Source organism: Trinickia caryophylli (assembly GCF_034424545.1).
GTDB lineage: Bacteria > Pseudomonadota > Gammaproteobacteria > Burkholderiales > Burkholderiaceae > Trinickia > Trinickia caryophylli.
The window spans coordinates 1,940,064-1,958,904 of record NZ_CP139970.1 but is presented as its reverse complement, the minus strand read 5'-3'; the positions used below and the strand labels follow the sequence as shown (position 1 = coordinate 1,958,904).

Here is an 18,841-nt window from a genome sequence, read left to right as displayed (position 1 = left end):
CGGCTGTCTCGCCTCGTATAACGACGCCCGAGCAAAAATCTTTAACGGCAATCTGACCAACGCGCATGGATTCTGTCCAAGTTCACATGGGGTAAGGGGATTCGCCAACAACACCTCCCCCGCTTGCGACGTCGAGGCAAATCGGGGGCGTCGCGTCTAAGCTCTGAATGCACCCGTGCGAGGAGATTGGAATCGTTTTCATCTTCAAAGACATCACGTCGTCGCTGTTTAGTTATATGGCCTCAATGCACCCGATCCGTCTATGGTCATTCGCTCCAGACCGATGCGATTAAAACAATCGACGGAGGGCCGCCAGTTTGTTCCTCCCGTCGGCTAGGTCAGGCCCCCTGGGCCTCCGCGTAAAAAACATCACTATTGAATCGAGCCATGATAAATTTGAACATCAAACATTCCGATTTTTTGCATATGGCTACGATCGTCCCTTCGCTGTCCTTTTGTGTCGGGAAAATGAAAGGTGGAGAGAAGCGATTTGCGGAGCGGCTCGAACAAAAGCTGGAGAGCGATTATCTGATCTGGTACGACGTACGTGTGGCCTCTTTACCGTCCTATCCGGATTTTGTGGTTTTACATCCGCAGCGAGGATTGCTCGTCCTCGAGGTGAAAGACTGGAAACCCTCCACTATCTTGCAGGCTGACGTCAGCAAGTGGGTCATTCTTGGGGATCATGGCCCGAAGACCGTAAGCAATCCGCTCGAGCAAGCCAGGGGCTACACGCTGGCGATTATCGACGCACTTCAGCGTGATCCCGAACTGATCCATCCACCTGGGCATCCATACCAAGGAAAGCTGCTCTTTCCCTGGGCGTACGGTGTGGTACTGCCGAACATCACTCGCAAGCAGTTCATGAGCGGCGGGCTGGATCGTGCGATCGAGCCGGGCTGCGTCATCTGCTCGGATGAAATGACCGACTCGGTCGATGCGGAGAAATTTCAGCAGTGCCTGTGGAATATGTTCAGATATGAGTTCCGCGAGAAGCTGACGCTGCCGCAGATTGACAGAATCCGTTGGATCTTATTCCCTGAGGTTCGAATAGTCCCGCAACAGCAAACGCTGTTTGGCGATGAAGCCGAACTACCGGACATCATGGCGGTGATGGACCTGCAGCAGGAACAATTGGCCCGGAGCCTGGGCGATGGCCACCGCGTCATCCATGGAGTCGCCGGTTCTGGAAAGACCATGATTCTCGGTTATCGGGCCGAATATCTCGCGCGTTGCTCGGCGAAGCCGGTTCTTATCCTATGCTTCAGCGAGCCTTTGTCCAAGCGACTGAAAAGCTGGATGGACACGAAAGGGCTGGAGGGTAAGGTCATCGTCCGCCATTTTCACGGTTGGTGCTATGACCAACTGAAGACTTACCATCAGGCCATCCCCGACGAAAAGGGGGCGGCCTTCTTCCCGGCATTGGTCCAGCGGGTCATCGGCTGCGTTGATCGCGGCCACATTCCAGCCGGCCAGTATGGCGCGGTCCTCATCGATGAAGGACACGACTTCGAACCGGCTTGGCTCAAGCTCGTGGTACAGATGGTCTCGCCAGACAGTAATCATTTGCTGGTGCTGTACGACGATGCGCAATCCATCTTTAACCGCACGAGCCACCGCGGATTCAGTTTCAAAAGCGTCGGGGTTCAGGCTCAGGGCCGGACGACGATCCTGAAGGTCAACTACCGCAACACCCGGCAGGTTCTCGAGGTTGCGGCACTGATTGCGAAAGACATTCTCGATCCGAAGGCGACTGACGATGACGGGGTGCCGCTGATCCGGCCGGTTAGTTGTGGACGGGAAGGCCCTCGGCCGCAGTTGGTCAAGTTGCCATCGCTTAGGGATGAGGCGTCTGAAATCGCTCGACGGTTGACTCGGGCTCACCAGCAAGGCGTAGCTTGGCAGGATATGGCTATCGTGTATCGCACTAAGTCAATCGGCCAAGTCTGCGTCGACGCCTTGGAAAGGGAAAAAATACCCTTTCAGTGGCAGCAGCAGAACAAAAAGTCGTACTCCCCGACGGCTGACATGGTGACGGTTCTCACCATGCACGCGAGCAAAGGGTTGGAATATCCATTCGTTGCTATTCCAGGTGCGGGTGCTTTGTCCGAGGCGGAGGATGACCTCGAGCAGGAGGCGCGTCTCTTCTATATCGCCGCGACGCGTTCGACGAATCACCTTCTAATAACAGGAAGCGGAGACTCCCTGTTCATGCAGCGGCTGTTTTCTGACACAGCTTCATCCGCTGCGCGATCCGTCTCAGGTCACGTCGATTAGTTCAGTGGTACCGAAAGCCATTCGGCGGCCTCCGTTAGCGATCGCTAAGAACTGGACCAGTTCGTCCGACGCCTCAGCCCCAAAACCGCCATCACCCCCCAACCCTCACATGCCGCGTCCCCGTCACTTCCTCGTGATACCGCGGCTTAGTCGCCTCCGCGGCCATAACTTCGGGGTTAGCAAGAATCGTCTCCGTGACCAACGTCGACCTTGCGCGATCGAACCAGCAGGCAAGCGCCGAATTCCGATTACCGTGCAGATCGACAACGCTCCGGCGTCGCTCCTCGAGCGAAGCCTCACTCGGCGGCTCGATCGGAAAAAACTTCGGCGGAAGAACGAGCGCATCCCCCGGGGCCACCCACAAATCGGCCAGCGAAATCTCGTCGACATACGGCCGCCAGCGTGCAACCGATATAACGAGCGGCAGCGAAGCATCCTGCGAGAAAAACGCGTGAGCGAAGGCGTGATACTCCAGGTCGGTCGGATTCCAGCTCAGCAACTCCCGCCGCCGTTCCGGCTCCAGATACGGCGACTGATGCGCGGCCCATTTCCCGTACTCGTATTTCGCACGCACGAGCCCCTCGTACTCGAACCGAATCGACTGCCCACTTTTCAGCAACGTCATCCCAAATGCCTGCGCGGTTTCACTGGTCGCCGGCAGCGCCTCGTAATGCACCGCTTCCGCATGAAAATCGAACAGCGTGATTTCATACGGTGGATTACCTGCCACCATCTTCGGCGCATGTCCGATTCCCCGGTAATGCGCGCCCAGCGCGAGGTCGGGGTTCTCGGGAGCGAGGTCGATCGCCATCCCCTTCGGGCCAGACGTAAATTGCGGCACGCCCCCCGCATTGAACAAATAGCGCGTGCCAGGTACCTCGGGCAGCGGCATGGCGCTCCCTTCGAAGATGAACGGAATCGGATCGAATACGTTGGCGTACATAGGTTCGGCTCTTCCAATCGTGAATAACGGTCGCACTACCGTTGCGAATGCGCAGCCCACTGGCGCTGCGTGACTACACCCGTCCACCTGCGAAACTACCCCACCGACAAGCGAGTCCGTGGGGCAGCACGCCGATGTTATCGGGAACGCGAGATCAAGCGTACGCTTGCGAGGTGATGCCAAGCGGCCGCGTGCTCGTCTGCGTTGCGCTCTTCAACATTCCCGCGCCGCCGCTGAGCGAGCCCGTCCTGAACGATACCGTGAGGTCGTGGCAATGCGAGCCTTTGTACTTGCCCTCGATGCGCACTTTCGTCTTCGCCCCGGAGTAGAACTCGAGAATGGCGATCTGCGTGTAAGGCACCACGATCGTCGAACGGCAGGCCGAGATGATAGCGGAGAGCGCTGTATTGGCCGGTACCTGGATCGGCGTGCTGAAGCCCCAGCTCTTCGTATTGGTGTTGGAGCCGTTCCACGTGTAGGTGTTGCTGAGCTCGACCGACATTTCCACCTTTCCGTCGGCGATGCAAGGAACACCCGTCTTGAAGGACGTCTTCAAACCGATCTTGAAGCCGAAGCTATCGGACCATCCCGACGTCTCGGACGCCGAAACGGAGCCCGTGAGGGTGCTGCTTTGCGTCTGCCCCGTGTTGTTCTGCACGGTCTCCTTGTAAAGATCGGAAATGCCTTCGGTCGTGACTTCGGCCCGGTCGAGATCGTAATTGAGGCTGATGATCTCGGTCACTTCCTTCACGGCATCCGTGCGCCCCGCATGCCAGACCAGATCGCCCTGTTCGTCCGGTCCGCTCCCCTTGTAGACGCACAGATTGCCGTCGTCCTGAAGAATCAGGAAGAACTTGCCGCCGCCCGCCGTCGCCTGGCTGCCCCACAGCCAGTTGCCGCGCGTCGACGCATCGGTGCCGTGGTAGACGCACAGATTGCCGTCCGACTGCACGATGGCGAAGAACTTGCCGCCGCTGCCGACGGCCTGGGTGCCCCACAGATAAACGCCTCCTTTGTCCAGATCCGTACGATAGACGCACAGATTGCCGTCGGGCTGCACGCCGGCGCAAAAGAGGCCGTTTTTCGACTGGAGCGATTCGCCGATACGCAGGCTTTGATTCATCGGCAAGACCGAGCGCTTTTCGCCGCCGCCCACAACGACTGATTCCGCTTGATTCATGACATTCTCTCCGTAATGAGTGTGATCAACGTTCTATCCAGACTCCGACGACCAACGCGAGAAAGCGCGTTGCTCACGGAAGGTCCAACAGCATTCGTCGAGGGCCTTTGCCCGAGTCAGGCGTTTTGATGCCGGACGTATAATTTCCGTCCGTTACCGTGCATTTTTTTTCCCGCCGGATTCGGAGCGCTGTCCGTATGCTGTGTGAGGAAGTATCGGAGCCGGTAGGCATGCCAAACAGACCAGTGCGGGATCAGTGCCGTATCAGTTCGGTATCAGCAGGCGGGAAGCAACGCGAATGCGCTGCCGGGCTTGCCATATCGATCGGCGCTCCCGCGCCCGAAGGCCGGAGGCGGGTTTGCTTGCATCCGATCTGACGGATTTCGCCGGACGCGATCGCGCTCGCGTTCCGCCGGCACACACCCATGACGCCGCCGCGGATGGGCGCGTCGTGCTGGATCCGCGGCTCCTGAAAGGTTTGCGCAAGAAACTCGGCATCAGTCAGGAAACGCTCGCCGAGCGCTGCTTTCACAAGCAGCTTTGTGTATCGATCGCGTCGATCAAGCGTGCGGAAACCGGCAAGCCCGTGCTCTACCGCACAGCCAGACACCTCGCCGACGTCTTCGAAGTCGAAATCAGCACACTGGTAACGGAAACAGATCCGATGCCTGCGGAGCAGGCGGCATCGGGCGCTCCGCCAGGGCAAGCCGGTACGGATCGCGCCAATACAGCCGACGCTTACTTCGACACGCACGACGACGTCATACGCTATGTGCTGGAGCTGGGCTTCGAATGGCATCCGCATACGGCGGCGTCTGGGGCCGCGCAACAGGAACTGAGGCAATTGATCGCGCAATTCGGCGGGGTGCTCGAAAGCTCCCCCGCAGGTGCCGGCCTTTACGCGCTCGCTCGCTTCGGCATGCCGCGCGCCTATCGGAGCGACGTCGAGCGCTGCCTGGCATGCGCGAGTGCGATTGCGGCGGAACACGCGGCCTATCTTCGCCCCGATAGTGCCATCCGCGTACGGCTGAGCCGCTGGCCGCCTGGCACGCCGCAGGCTGCGGATGCGCATGATGACGGGCTGTTCCCGTCCTCCGGCCACCCCTACGGGCACGTGCCCATCCACGTCGCCCAAGGTCTCGTTGCTCAATTGACCGATCGCTTCGAGTTCTTGCCGGCCACCGCCGCGGAAGCGGGCTATCGCAGATATCTGCGCATGCGCGTGCCTGGCAACGGTCCGCAAAGCGCACTGATCGGGCGGACGGTGGAACTGCTCCAGTTCAAGGGCATCGTCGACGCCACGCTCGAATGCCAAAGCGGCCACGTGCTCTATCTGCGCGGGGCGGCAGGCGTCGGCAAATCTCGCCTGACCGACGAATTCGCCGATATGGCACGCGAGGCTCAGTTCGCCTGCCACCGTGCCGAAGTGCTCGACTTCGGCATGGAATCCACATTAGCGCCGCTGAGCCAGCTCGTGCACAGCCTGCTGGGGCTGCCGCGTCGGCTCTTGCCGGGCGCGCCGAGCGCCGCGGTGCAGCCCGCGATCGATCGCTGGCAGTTGCCGGCGCAATCCAATTTCTTTCTGCGGATGCTGGCGGGGGAGCCGCCCGACGAAGCGGCCATGGCCACCTATGCGGCCATGAGTCACGACGCCCGCACGAGCGCTATGCTGCACGCCCTGCAGCTGCTGTTGATGCGCTTGTCGCTGCAACAACCATTGCTCGTTTGCATCGAAGATCTGCACTGGGGCGAGCCGCCGCTTTTCCGCGCGCTTCGCAAGCTGTTGGCGGACACGAATGAAATGCCGATCGTCTGGGTGCTGACGTCGCGCGGCGAAGACGATCCGCTTGAAACAGCCTTGCGCCCGCATATCGCGAACCCGCTGAGCGTGCTTGAACTCGCCCCCTTGCGTGTGCGCGAGGCTGCCGCATTGGCCGAGCGATATGCGGACGTGAGTCCGGCCCATCGGGCCGGCTGCATTGCGCGCGCGCAAGGCAATCCGCTCTATCTCACGCAATTGCTGTCGAATCCCGACGAATCGTTGCCCAACAGTCTGAAGCACCTCGTGCAGGCGCGCATCGACAAGCTTGGGCCCGCGCATCGTCAGGCACTTTCGGTTGCCGCGGTGATCGGCAACCGTTTCGAGTTGAGTTTGCTCAATCGCGCACTCGGCCAACCCGAGCATCTGCCGCTGCACGCGGACTATCGGAGCCTCATCCGCGAAATCGACGCTGACCAATGCGCATTCGTGCACGACCTCGTCATGCACTGCATCTATGATGCGATTCCGCTATCGCAGCGCGATCGTCTGCACCGCGCGGTTGCGGAGCTCGTGCGCGAATCGAATCCGGCGCTACACGCCAGACATCTCGTACGAGGTCATGACCCCGCCGCGTTCGACCGGCTGCTCGAGCTGATGCGCGTCAACCTGTGCGCCTATCGCTACGACGATGTCCTCGAACTCGCACAGTTGTGCGAATCGTTCCCTGCACGCGCCGCCGCCAGCTTCAGCCTGGCGATGCTGTGCGCGCAGGCGTGTGTCGGCGTGGGGCAAACCGCATCCGCTCGCAAGCACTTCGAACGGGCGATGACGTTGGCCGAGCAGCCGGCTGACTCGATCGAGGCCGCACTGGGGCTTGCCGCCGTCCTCAATATGCTCGATTGTCTTGCGGAAGAGACGGCGCTGCTCGAAGCCACGCGCCCGATCGCGCTCAGCCAGCATGCGCATCGCGCACTGGCGCGCTTGTCCCTCCTTCGCGGCAATCTCCATTTTCCGCGCGGGAACTATCTCGCGTGCCGCAACGAGCACGAAGCGGCACTGCGTTTCGCGCGCGTGAGCAGCGATCCCGAAATAGAAGCATCCGCGCTCAGCGGCATCGCCGATTCGTACTACGCACAAGGCTTGATGCAGACCGCGCACGACGTTTTCGACCAGTGCGTCCGCCTTTCCCAGAAAAGAAATCTGCCCGGTATCGACGCGGCCAACCGCAGCGCGCGCGGCTCGACGCTCATTTACCTGGGGCGGCCCACCGAGGCGCTGCTGGACGCCTTCGATTCCGTGCAACGAAGCCGCACCATCCGCAACCGTCGAGCAGAGATTTTCGCGCGGCTGACCGCTGCCTGGGTACTCGTGGCGGCGGGCGAACACGCACGCGCCGATGAAGAACTCGATCTCGCACTCGATCTGGCTCGCGGCATAGGGGCCAGCCGCTTCGAGGCGCTGCTGCTCGAAGGCAAGGCGCGCGTGGCCAGTGGCCTCGGCGACGAGGGCCGTGCGCAGGCGCTGATCGTCGCGGCGGCGGATCTCGTGGAACGGCAGCAACTCGAAAACTACATCGGGCCCTGGATCTGGGGCACCCTGGCCGCTATCACGGCCGACGCACAGACGCGCGAACGCGCATTGCAACGGGGCGAAGCCCAGCTCATGCGCGGCTGCCTGGCGCACAATGCGCTGCGTTTTTATGTGACCGCGGCCGAGACGACGCTCGTGACAGGCGATTACGAACGGGCCGATCGATACGCGCGGCTGTTGTCGGCATGTGCCCAGGCCGAACCGTGCCGCTGGATCTCGCATCATGTCACCTTGATTCTGCGCTCGAGCAACCGGCTGCAGGTGCGCGACGAGGCGAACGAGAAGGCTTTGCGGGCGGTGGAACGGGAGTCGGCGCAACTCGGCTTCAGTTCCACCATGCCGAAGCTGATGCGCATGTTCGCTGGCGGTTGATCCGGCAGAATCCGGCTCAGATCGGTGAGAAGCGGCCAAAGCGCGTCAGCTTTCATTGCCAACTCATCCGGGTAGATTATCGACGGCCGCGCGTTATGGACAGAAGGTCTGTCGATCTGCCGCGCAACAACGGGTTCGCCTCTATCGCGCCGAGCATGGGGCGCGAGTCAGTGCCGTCTATGTCCCCGGCGGCCAGCACGCATCACGCAGCACGTCCCTGTTGCATCCCCACACCACCTTCCGAAATCTTGCTGCACGCTATCTCAAATTTCGGTAAATTACGGCGCATTACAAAATGACCAAACAATAAGAGATAAGAGAGATGAACTACGGGGCTTATCGGCTTGTTTTCAACAAGCTGCGCGGGATGCTTGTGGCTGTCGAGGAAACGGTATCGTCGACAGGCAAGACGAATAACGGGGAAACCAGAACGGTCAGTTCACCGGCGGGCCGCCGGACCATGACGCTGTTCGCCATGCGTCATACGGCCTTTGCCGTATCGATACTGGCCGGTGCGGTTCCTCTCGCACATGCCCAGATCGTCACCGCGCCCGGGTCGGGCGCAAGCGTCATCCAGACGGCGAACGGTCTGCCCCAGGTCAACATCGCGAAGCCGTCCGGCGCGGGCGTGTCGGTCAACACGTACTCGCAGTTCGATGTGCAGAAAAACGGCGCGATCCTGAACAATTCGGCCAACATCGTCGCCACGCAGCAGGCCGGCTACATCAACGGCAACCCGAACCTGCAGCCTGGTCAGCCCGCCAAAATCATCGTCAATCAGGTCAACAGCAATTCGCCGTCGCAGTTGCGGGGCTATCTGGAGGTGGCCGGCAGCCGTGCCGAGGTGGTTATCGCCAACGCTTCCGGCCTGATTGTCGACGGCGCCGGGTTTATCAACACATCGCGAGCAATCCTGACTACGGGGTCTCCGGTCTACGGTCCGAACGGCGCGCTGTCGGGCTTCGACGTGCGCGGCGGCCGTATCGCCGTGCAGGGCGCCGGGATGAATGCATCGAACGTCGATCAGGTCGACCTCATCGCCCGGGCGGTGCAGGCGAACGCAGCCGTCTATGGCAATGCGCTGAACGTCGTTACCGGCACGAATCACGTCGACCACGATACGCTCGCGGCCACCCCGATAGCGGGTGAAGGCGCTGTACCAGCCATCGCGATCGACGTCGGGCAGCTCGGCGGCATGTACGCGAACCGGATCTTCCTGACGTCCAACGAATTCGGCGTGGGCGTATCGAATCGCGGCGTGATCGCGGCACAGGCCGGCGATCTGACGCTTGCCGCAAACGGGCGGCTGCAGCTCGCGGGCCGCACGAACGCGAGCGGAAACATGTCGCTCGCGGCGCAGGGCGGCATCGATAACAGCGGTTCGACATATGCGCAGCACGACCTATCGGTCAATACAAAGGCGGACGTGACGAACGGCGGCACGCTGGCCGCACAGCGGAACACGAGCGTGACCGCGGGCAGTGTGGCGTCTTCCGGCACGCTCGGCGCGGGCATCGACGGCGACGGCTCGGTCGCGAACGCGGGGAATCTGAAGGTCGAGACATCCGGCGCGCTGACGGCGACGGGGCATAACGCAGCCGGGGGCGATGCGTCGCTGTCGGGCGCGTCGACGAACCTCGCCGGCAGCAGAACGTCCGCGAACGGTAATCTCGCGTTGAGCGCCGGCGATGGAGACATGACGCTTGCGGGCGCGACGACGGTCGCAGGCGGCACGCTCGCCGCGAATGCGAAAGGAACGCTGACCAACGACAACGCAGTGCTCTCGTCCTCCGGCGCGCAGACGATTACGGCTGGTGTGCTCTCGAACGCGAGCGGGCAGATCGTTTCGAAGTCGACACTCGACGTGAAGACGAGCGGTGCCACGAACAACGCGCGGGGCGTCATTCAGGCAGCCGGGCGCGAAAGCATCCGCGCCGCGTCGCTCGACAATACGGCCGGGCGCGTGACTGCGCTGAGCGGCGACGGGTTGACCGTTGCCACCACAGGGGCGCTCGTCAACGCGCCGGGAACGACATCCACGGGTGATGCCGGTGGCGTGATCGGCACCAACGGGGCGCTCACATTGTCCGGCGGTGCGGTGTCCAATCAAGGGCAGATCACCGCGAAAGGAAACGCGACCGTACGTGCGCAGTCGCTCGACAACCACGCCGGCACGGTACTCGCCGCGGGCGACCTCGGCATCGCGGTGGCCGATGCGCTCGATAACCGGAACGGCACGCTCTCGGGTTCGGGCACCGTCGTCAATGCGACATCCGCCGATAACAGCGGCGGCACGATCGAAGGCGACCAGCTCGCTCTCTCGACCACGGCGAATCTCGCCAACCGAGGCGGAAAGATCCGCCAATACGGGCAGACGGAGCAGCACGTCTCGTCCGGCGGGGCGCTCGACAATACGGGTGGCACGATTGCTTCGAATGCATCGAGCCTTTCTCTGTCGGCACAGTCCATCGTCAACGATGGCGGAACGCTGGATCACGCCGGCACGGGCACGCTCGGCGTAGCAGCCGCAACGATCTCGAACACGGCAGGCGGGATCGTGACGGACGGTACGCTGGACGTTTCGGGCAACACCGTCTCGAACCACGGGACGATGAGCGCCAAGGGCGATGCAAGCGTACATGCGCAGTCGCTCGACAATCAATCGGGCAAGGTGGTCGCGGCAGGCGGTCTGAGCGCGACGCTGAGCGGCGTGCTGAACAATCGGAACGGGCTGCTTTCCGGGGCGAAGACGACGGTGGCCGCGGCGTCCGGCGACAACAGCGGCGGCGGTACGATCGAGGGCGATCAACTCGTCTTGTCTACCACGGGCGACCTCGTCAACCGGGGCGGCACGCTGCGTCAGTATGGCACGGCGAATCAGCGCGTTTCGGCGGGCGGTGTGCTCGACAATACGGCCGGGACGATCGTCGGCAATGCGTCCGATCTGAGCGTATCGGCGCAGTCGCTCATCAACGATAGCGGCGCCATCCAGCAAGCCGGTACCGGCACGCTCGACGTGAGCACGGCTGCCGCGATCTCCAATGCGGGCGGCAAGATCGTCACGAACGGCTCCGCAAACGTGACCGGCGGCGCGATTTCGAACCAAGGGCAGATCAGCGCGAAGCGCGACGCGACGGTGCACGCCAGTTCGTTCGATAATCACGCGGGCAGCCTCGCCGCCGCGGGCAACGTCGGCGTGACGGTGGCGGGGGCGCTCGACAACGCGAGCGGTACGCTCTCGGGGGCTACCGCAACGGTGACCGCTGCTTCCGCCGACAATACTTCGGGCACGATCGAAGGCGACCGGCTGGCCGTCTCGACGACAGGCGACCTCGTCAATCGCGGCGGAACGCTGCGCCAGTACGGCGCAACGGATCAGACCGTGTCCGCGGGCGGCAAGCTCGACAACACCGGCGGGACCATCGCTACCAACGCCGGCAATCTTGCGGTCGTGGCGCAGTCGATCGCTAACGGCAACGGCGGCTCGTTGCAGCACGCGGGCACCGGTGCGCTGACGCTCGCGGCGCTCGACATGCTCGCCAACGCGGGTGGGCAGATCGCGACGAACGGTAGCCTGAATGCACAAGCGGGCCGTCTCGACAATACGTCGGGGTCGCTCTCCGCGCAGGGCATGGCGAACTTCGACGTAACCTCGGGCTTCGCGAATCGGAGCGGCACCGTCTACGGGCGAGACGGGCTGGCCGTGACGACGCAAGGTGCGCTGGACAGCACATCGGGTTCGATGCAGACGGCAGGTAATCTGACGCTCAGCGCGGGCGCAACGCTCTCGAATGCGCACGGCACGATCTCGGCAAACGGGCAGCATGGCACGATGCTCGTCGCCTCAGCGGACATCGACAACACAGGCGGCACGCTGACCGATGCGGGCGACGGCGCGATGACGATTACCGCGGCCACGGGCGTCACGAATACCGCCGGCACGATGGGCGGCAACGGCGACGTAACCGTTGCGGCGCAAACGCTGACGAACACCGCGGGTGCGAAACTCGTCGCGGGCGGCGCCGCGAACCTGGACGTCACGGCCAGCGTCAACAATGCTGGCGGTACCGTCTATGGCGGGACGGCACTGAATCTGAATCGGGCCGGCGTCCGCCTGACGAACGATGGCGGCACATTGGAAGGCGGCGCGGACGTATCGGCCCGAGTCGGCTCGCTCTCGAATGCGGGGGGCGCGATTCGCGCGAACCGCGACATCGTCGCGAGCGGTGCCGTCAGCGGTGCGGGCACCATGACCTCGGGGCGCAACCTTACGCTGAACGTCGCGGGCAATTACATCAACGACGCATCCAATCGCCTGCACGCGGATGGCGATATGTCGGTGTCCGCAACGGGAACGTTGACCAATACGGGCACGCTCGCGGCCTCGGGTTCGCTGGCGGCCTCCGGCGCCCAAGTCGTGAACGCGGCGGGCGCTGACATGAAATCGGCGTCGACGACGATCAACGCCTCCGGCACGCTCGCAAATGCCGGCCGCATCGAGGGCGATTCCGTTACGACGAACAGCGCGACGCTCGCCAACACGGGTACCGTGATCGGCAACAACGTACGCGTGAACGCGGCCGATATCCAGAACAGCGGGGCGGCAGCGCTTATCGCCGGTGCGCAGAACGTCAAGCTGTACGCGTCGAACTCTGTTTCGAACATGGATGGTGCGCTGATCTACAGCGCCGGCAACCTCGAGATCGCACAGGACGGCACGCGCGACGGCGCCGGAATGCTTGCTCACCAGACGGCCACGCTCACGAACAGCTCGGCAGATATCGAGGCGGACGGCAACCTCGATATCGCCGCTCATACCATCGTCAACAAGCGGACCACGCTCGTGGCGGAAGCGGGTACGCCGCAATCGGAAACATCGACGCTGTCACTATGGACAGCGGGCATCCCGATCGGTGTGCAAACGCAGTCTCGCAGCAGCAGGACATTTAGCCAATGGAGTTGGGGGGGCGAGAACGATCCCATCTCGGGCGGGATGGCCGGAAAACTACGTACGCCAGTGTCCGTCACTGTACCGAAGTCGCAGGTGGCGAACCTCGATGCGAGCACGCAGACGTTCTCTCTGACGCAGCCGTTGACCGAGCATTTCTTCGACAGCACGGTGACGGAGGAGGTCTGCAACGACCATTGCCATACCCGCATGGTCGAGCAAACGAGGCAAATCGCCACCAACCCGACGCAGTGGTATCAAGGCCTCCAGGACAACGGCGATACCTACACGATCACGTTCTGGCCCGACTGGAATCCGAAAACGCAGATTCGCCCGGATCAGGTGCGCGTGCGTATCGATCTCGGCTCGGATTCGCACGACTACGTCGAAACGAATCGCACGACCACGACGACGACCACGACGGACCGTCTAGTCAGTGCGTCGAACGCCGCAAAGATGCAGGCGCAGGGTGCCATTCGCATCAATGCGGATGGCGGCTCGATCATGAATCAGTCGTCCATCATGTCGGCCGGCGGCAACCTCGTGCGGCGGGCAACGGGCGGCAGTGTGGTCGACACCGGCACGGTCTTGCAGCAGACGGTGACCGAGCAGGATACCTCGACGTTCTACTGGCATCAGAAGACCGGTGGCGACAACGACACCAAGACGGTCGTCTATCCGAACGCGCCGGTGGCATCCACGACCGTTGCCGCGCTGCCGGCGATCGCAACGTCGAATCAGGCCGTGCAGACGAACGCGGCGAGCATCACGGTAGGAAGCGTGAACCGGGTGGGCCAGACGGTGACGGGATCGGGCGTGACAGGCGGCGACGCGACGGGTACGCAGCTCGGCGGTGTTACCGGCGAGACGAGCGAGGTGCGCGCGACCACCGGCGTCATGGGGCAAACGGCGCGCGCCGGCTCGGCGAACGGCGCGACCGGCGGCGGGGCGCGGCCGCAGACGCTCGGCAGCGCCTCGAGCGGCATTCCCGATCTGACGTTGCCTGTCAATGGCCTTTACAAACTCCAGCCGGCCCCCGGTGCGGCCTATCTCGTTGCGACAGACCCGCGCTTCACGAGCTATAACAACTTCATCTCGAGCGACTACATGCTGAGTGCGCTCAACCTCAATCCGCAGACCACGCAAAAGCGGCTCGGCGACGGGTTCTACGAAGAGAAGTTGATTCGCGATCAAGTCACGCAACTCACGGGGCGCACGCTGCTCGCCGGGTACGCGGACAATCTTGCCGAATACACCGCGCTGATGAACAGCGGCGTCACCTACGCGAAACAGTTCGGCCTGACACCTGGCATTGGGCTCAATGACGCGCAGATGAAGCAACTGACGACCGACATGGTTTGGCTCGTCTCGCAGGACGTCGCATTGCCCGACGGCACGCATCAATCGGTGCTGGTGCCAAAGCTGTATTTGGCCCAGGCCGATACCGTCGACTTGCAGCATAGCGGCGCGCTCGTTTCGGGCAATTCGGTCACGCTCAACGCAACGGGCGATGTGAGCAACAGCGGCCATATCGTCAGCGACGTGGCAACGACGGTGCTCGGCAACAATATCGTCAACCGCGGGGTGATCGGCAGCGGCGGAACGACGGTCGTCGCGGCCGTGCAGGACGTGCGCAACGTCAGCGGCCGGATCGGCGGTGTCGATACGGTGGTGCAGGCCGGGCGCGACATCGTGAACGAGACCGAAACGTTCGGCGTCACGCAGACGCTGCGAGACGGCAATCTCGTCTCCACCGCGACATCGCAGGGCACGCTGGCGACGGGTACGATCTCTGCTTCGCGCGACGTGACGATCGTTGCGGGACGCGACCTGAGCGTGGTCGGTGCGTCGATTGCCGCCGGCAACGATGCATTGGTCGCGGCGGGACGCGACATCGACGTCCGCACGACGACGCTCACGGCGACGCAGGACGCGCATACCGACGACAGGCTGAACGGCGGCCGCGACAGCGTAACGAGGAACCTCGGCAGCACGATCGCGACGGGCGGCTCGCTCGCGGCGATTTCGGGCCGGGACATGACGCTTTCCGGCTCGACCGTGCAAGCGGGCGGCGATGCTTCGATGGTTGCGGGCAACAATCTGACGGTGACGGCGGCGAAGGATACGCAGACCCACGACGAGCGCTCGCTGGGCGGCAGCCTCACGCAGCACACGGCGTCTTCCTACGACGAAACGGCACGCGGCAGCACTGTGAATGCAGCGGGCAACGTGCTGCTCGGCGCGGGCCAGACGGAAACGGTGGCCGGGCTGCTTGCGCAGCAAGGCGTGAGCGCCGTTTCCGCGCCTGCCGGCGGCGGGAACATCTCCGTGCTCGGCTCGAACGTGACCACGGGCTCGACGGCTGCCGACGGCACCATGAGCGGCGGCGGGGCCAAACTCGTCGCCACGGGCGATGTGACGGTGGGCGCAGTCACCGAAACGCACGACTCGCAGAGCTGGACACACGACAGCCGCTCGGGTTTCATGTCGAGCAGCACGATGACGGACGAAAAGAGTTCGCATCGGGTCGTCTCCGCCGGATCGACCGTCTCGGGCGACACGGTGACCGCGAGCGCGGGGAAGGACTTGACGGTTGCGGGCTCCACGGTGGCGTCGACGCATGATTTGTCGCTCTCTGCCGGGCGCGATCTCGACATCACGACGACGCAGGATACGAGCCGGAGCAGCCATTTCCACGAGGAAACCAAGTCGGGGCTCGGCGCGGGCGGCGGGGCCGGGATCTCCTATGGCAATACCGATACCAAAGACACCACGCACGACAATTCGGTCACGCACAACGGCAGCGTCGTCGGCAGCACGAACGGCAGCGTATCGCTCTTGGCGGGCAAAGACCTGCACATTACCGGCAGCGAAGTGATCGCGGCGGGGGACATCACCGGCAAGGCCGTCAATGTGACGATCGACTCGGCGACGAATACGAATCATCACGACGAAACACACGAGACCAAAACGAGCGGCTTCACCCTCGGGCTGTCGGGCAGCATCGGCAACGCGATCATGACGGCGGCATCCGAATCGCGCGCCGCGTCGAACAGCGAGGACGGTCGTGCTTCGGCGCTGCATTCGATCGCCGCGGCCGGCGCTGTTGGCAATGCCGGGGCAAAGGCGATGATGAATCCCTCGCAAAAGCCCGACATTGGCGTCCAACTGAGCTTCGGCACGAGCGAATCGAAGAGCACGTCAAAAGAAGACCAGACGACGCAGACGGGCAGTACGGTGAAGGCGGGCGGCACGGCCGTTTTCATTGCGACGGGCGACGGCACGCAGGGCAGCGGGAACGTGACGATTGCGGGCTCGGATGTGAGCGCGAACAACGTTCTGCTCGACGCGAAGAATCAGGTGAACGTCGTTAATACGACGAATACGGACTCCACGCGCAGCTCGAACAGCTCCAGTAGCGCAAGCGTTGGGGTGTCGTATTCGCTCGGTGGCGGATTTGGAATCTCGGCGTCGATGTCGAACGCGCATGGCGATTCGAACTCCGATGCGGTCATGCAGAACAACTCTCATGTCACCGGTGCGAACAGCCTGACGATCCGCTCCGGCGGCGATACGAACATCATCGGCTCGGACGTTGCGGGGCGGCAGGTAAAGGTTGACGTTGGTGGAGATCTGAACGTTGCCAGCGTTCAGGACACGACCGTGAGCGCGGCACATCAATCGAGCTCGGGCGGGGGCTTCTCGATCAGCCAGTACGGCGGCGCCAGCGCGAGCTTCAGCGCGCAGCGCGGCAATGCCGACGGCAATTATGCCGCAGTGAACGAGCAGGCGGGCATCAAGGCGGGTGACGGCGGGTACGCCATCGACGTGAAGGGCAATACCGATCTCAAGGGCGCCTATGTCGCGAGCGACGCTGATGCATCCAAGAATTCGCTGACGACGGGCTCGCTCAGTTTCTCGGATATCGAAAATCACTCGCACTACAGTGCCAATAGTGCAGGTGTGACTATCGGCGGTGCTGGCATGGGCATCGTGCCGATGATGCCGCAGTTCGCGAACGGCGATGAAAGCGCGCTGACCAGGAGTGGAGTGAGCGCGGGTTCGATCACGGTGACGAATGCGGCGAATCAGAAGCAGGATGTGGCAGGCCTGAATCGCGATACTTCGAACCTGAACGGGACGGTATCGAAGCTGCCCGATATCAACGATATGCTTTCTCGGCAGTCGGACCTGATGAACGCGGCGAACGCCGCGGGCAGCCAGGTCGCGCAGGCGATCGGTACCTATGCGGACTACCGGAAGGCGCAGGCGCTGGACGCGGCGAAGGCGGCTGCGCTGCGGGGCGATACCGGCGCGGCCGCCCAATACAAGGCTGAAGCGGACGCCTGGAGCGAAGGCGGGGCCAATCGCGTCGGGCTGCATATGGTGGGCGGCGCGGTGTTGGGCGGCCTCGGAGCCGGCGGCGCGCTGGGCGCCGTCGGTGGCGCGGCGGGGGCGGGCGTGTCGGCCGCGCTCGCGCCCAAACTGAACGACCTTGCCAACGATTTCGGCGCGCCGGGAACCTTGGAACACGCAATCGGAAACGGGATCGCGAACGTCATCGCGACGGCTGCCGGGGCGGCGGTCGGGGGTGGGGCCGGCGCCGCAACGGCCTCGATGGCGGACATGTACAACCGGCAACTGCACCCGGAAGAGCAAAGCCTGATCAAGAAACTGGCGCAGGACAAGGCCAGCCGGGATTGCAACGGGGACGCGGCCTGTATCGGCAAGGCTACCGTGTTCTGGTCGGATCTTCTCGAACGAACCGCGAAAGGTTTGGTGGACGATCGGGCGAACGCGGAAAACATGACGTATCTGCAGTCCGTTTTGCAGACGGCGAACGACCCGGGTAGCGAAGGCGCCCGCGGGGGCGTTGCCGCGTACCTCGAGAATCTGCGCACAGCGGAGCAGATGCTCACGCCGTACATGGGCAAGGCGATTACCGTGAATGGCGTGGCGGTTACGGCCGATGGTGCGCAGCAGACCTACTTCAGCGCGACCGCCGCGCAGCGGGCGGATACGTACGCGAACTACGTGCTCGGAACGCAGCCGCCGGCACCGGTGGTACCGGGCGTCGAGGCGCGTGACGAGTCGCGTCTCGAGTATCTCGGTGCAAGAAACGGTGCGGCACAGCCGGACTACACATTGGAGCAAGCGCTGCTCGGCGGTGCGTTCGCGAACAGGGTCATGGGAACGGTCGAGCGGATCATCGCGTCGTTGGACGTGGGTCTGGCCGGGCCGGTAAGCGCTTCCGCGAAGGGGAACATCAGCGCCAGCCAGATCACGATGGAGGGGATGCCGGCTCGCCTCAGCACGGCGGAGCAGGGCATACTGTCGCAAATCGACAATCTGGGTAGTACCGCCTTGCAGGGCGACGCGCGCGAGTACGTGGCCAATAACTACTTCGTCCGTAACGGCTACACGCCGCTGGACGGCAAGTGCGGCGCCGGAAACTGTTTTGACGGCGTCTATATCAAGGGCGACACCGTCTACATCAACGAGGTGAAACCGTTGAATCCTAACGGGTCGATCAAGCTGAGCGGGCCGTCGGATAGCATGTCAACCCAGATGACGGATGAGTGGATCGGCAGTGCTGTCAGGCGTCTTGAAAACTCGGGCAACCCGGAATCCATAAAGACCGCGCAATTGATAAAGAGCGCTATCAATGAAAACAGATTGGTCAAGTTGGTGAGTGGCGTCAACGGCCAGGGCATGACTACGGTTAAGCTGGGGGGGAAGTAATGACCGATCGAACCCGAGAAGACAAAC

The 18,841-nt window shown here is 63.0% G+C and carries 5 protein-coding genes; 3 read left to right on the top strand and 2 right to left on the bottom strand.

The features are described from left to right. Window positions 1–426 precede the first annotated feature (426 nt). A complete protein-coding gene (locus U0034_RS08815) occupies window positions 427–2,277 on the top strand; it encodes a DEAD/DEAH box helicase (RefSeq protein ID WP_176072629.1) in 1,851 nt (616 codons plus the stop codon). 91 nt (window positions 2,278–2,368) lie between these two features. Here U0034_RS08815 and U0034_RS08810 read toward each other — a convergent pair whose 3' ends face one another. Beyond that, window positions 2,369–3,220, bottom strand: coding sequence for a hypothetical protein (locus U0034_RS08810; RefSeq protein WP_085228622.1), 852 nt, complete (start codon window positions 3,218–3,220; stop codon window positions 2,369–2,371). 154 nt (window positions 3,221–3,374) lie between these two features. Then, window positions 3,375–4,400, bottom strand: a complete 1,026-nt coding sequence (locus U0034_RS08805) for an ETX/MTX2 family pore-forming toxin (protein WP_085228623.1) — start codon at window positions 4,398–4,400, stop codon at window positions 3,375–3,377. Window positions 4,401–4,758: 358 nt separating this feature from the next. Here U0034_RS08805 and U0034_RS08800 point away from each other — a divergent pair, with 358 nt between their 5' ends. Both U0034_RS08800 and U0034_RS08795 read left to right on the top strand, forming a co-directional pair. Then, window positions 4,759–8,124 carry an ATP-binding protein gene (locus U0034_RS08800; protein ID WP_199187044.1) on the top strand — a complete coding sequence of 1,122 codons (3,366 nt, stop codon included), beginning with the start codon at window positions 4,759–4,761 and terminating at the stop codon, window positions 8,122–8,124. Window positions 8,125–8,446: 322 nt separating this feature from the next. Further along, window positions 8,447–18,814, top strand: coding sequence for a hemagglutinin repeat-containing protein (locus U0034_RS08795; RefSeq protein WP_085228625.1), 10,368 nt, complete (start codon window positions 8,447–8,449; stop codon window positions 18,812–18,814). The last annotated feature ends 27 nt before the right edge of the window (window positions 18,815–18,841 follow it).